We start from the raw sequence: 1,524 nt of genomic DNA, 5'->3' as shown, positions 1-1,524 counted from the left end.
AGCAAATTAAACGGGGGCAAAAACGGGCAAAAAGCGGTCGTTAAATTACTTGAATGGGAGCCAAATCTGAAAAATCCTGTGGGTGAAGTGATTGATATATTGGGAGATAAAGGAGACAACACTACCGAGATGCATGCTATTCTGGCTGAATTCGGGTTACCTTATAAATATCCGGCCGATGTGGAAGCTGCTGCCGAAAAAATAGACGCCGGAATTACTCCCGAAGAAGTGGCCAAGCGTATCGATATGCGTGAAGTTACCACTTTTACAATCGATCCGCGAGATGCCAAAGATTTTGATGATGCGCTCTCTTTGCGCAAACTCCCGAATGGTTTGTGGGAAGTCGGCGTTCATATTGCCGATGTTACGCATTATGTCCGCCCGGGAAGCATTATTGAACGTGAAGCGCAGGAACGTGCCACTTCGGTTTATTTGGTTGACAGAACCATTCCAATGTTGCCTGAACATTTGTCGAACGGCATTTGCTCGTTACGTCCCAACGAAGATAAATTGACTTATTCTGTAATTTTTCAACTGACGGATGAGGCTGAAATAAAACATTACGAAATTGCCAAAACGGTTACTTGCAGCGACCGGCGCTTTACTTACGAAGAGGCGCAGAGCGTTATCGAAACCGGCAAAGGTGATTTTAAAGATGAGATGTTGACACTCGACAGGCTGGCTAAAATACTTCGTGAAAAACGCTTCGCCAATGGCGCTATTGCTTTCGATCGGGTGGAAGTGCGCTTCGAAATTGATGAGAAAGGAAAACCTACCTCTGTTTTCTTCAAAGAGCAAAAAGAGGCAAACAAACTGATCGAAGAATTTATGTTGCTGGCTAATAAAACCGCTGCAACACATATCGGCAAACCCGGAAAAGGATTAAAAGCCAAGACTTTTGTGTATCGCATTCACGATGTACCGAATCCCGACAAATTGCAGACTTTCTCCGTATTTATAAAACGTTTCGGGTATAATCTGAAAACTTCGGGCAAACAAACAGCCGTTTCGAGTTCTATCAATCATTTGTTGGACGAAGTTCAGGGCAAAAAAGAACAAAATCTGATTGAAACCCTGGCCATCCGTTCGATGGCAAAAGCCATTTATTCTACCGAAAACATAGGACATTACGGACTTGCATTCGATTTTTACACGCACTTCACTTCGCCTATCCGCCGTTATCCCGATATGATGGTGCATCGCCTGCTCGAAAAATACATGTCGGGAGGAAAGGGAGCCAATCAGCAGGAGTATGAAGAACTTTGTCAGCACAGTTCCGACATGGAACAACTGGCCGCCAATGCCGAGCGCGCTTCGATAAAATACAAGCAGGTTGAATTTATGTCCGAACATATCGGGCAAGTATTCGATGGCGTAATATCTGGCGTTACCGAGTGGGGAATTTATGTAGAATTAGTCGAAAATAAATGTGAAGGCATGATCCCCATTCGCGATTTAGACGATGATTATTATACTTTTGATGATAAAAACTATTGTCTGGTCGGACGTCGTTATCATAAACGT

At 43.8% G+C, this 1,524-nt stretch carries 1 protein-coding gene; it reads left to right on the top strand.

The annotated features are described in order from the left end of the window. Positions 1-1,524: ribonuclease R (gene rnr / locus LLF92_11755; GenBank protein MCE5341781.1), on the top strand; the 1,524-nt coding region annotated here is incomplete at both ends.

This window comes from Planctomycetaceae bacterium, from assembly GCA_021371795.1.
GTDB lineage: Bacteria > Planctomycetota > Phycisphaerae > Sedimentisphaerales > UBA12454 > UBA12454.
Note: the sequence above shows the minus strand (reverse complement) of the source record. Positions and strands in the feature narration are given on the sequence as shown.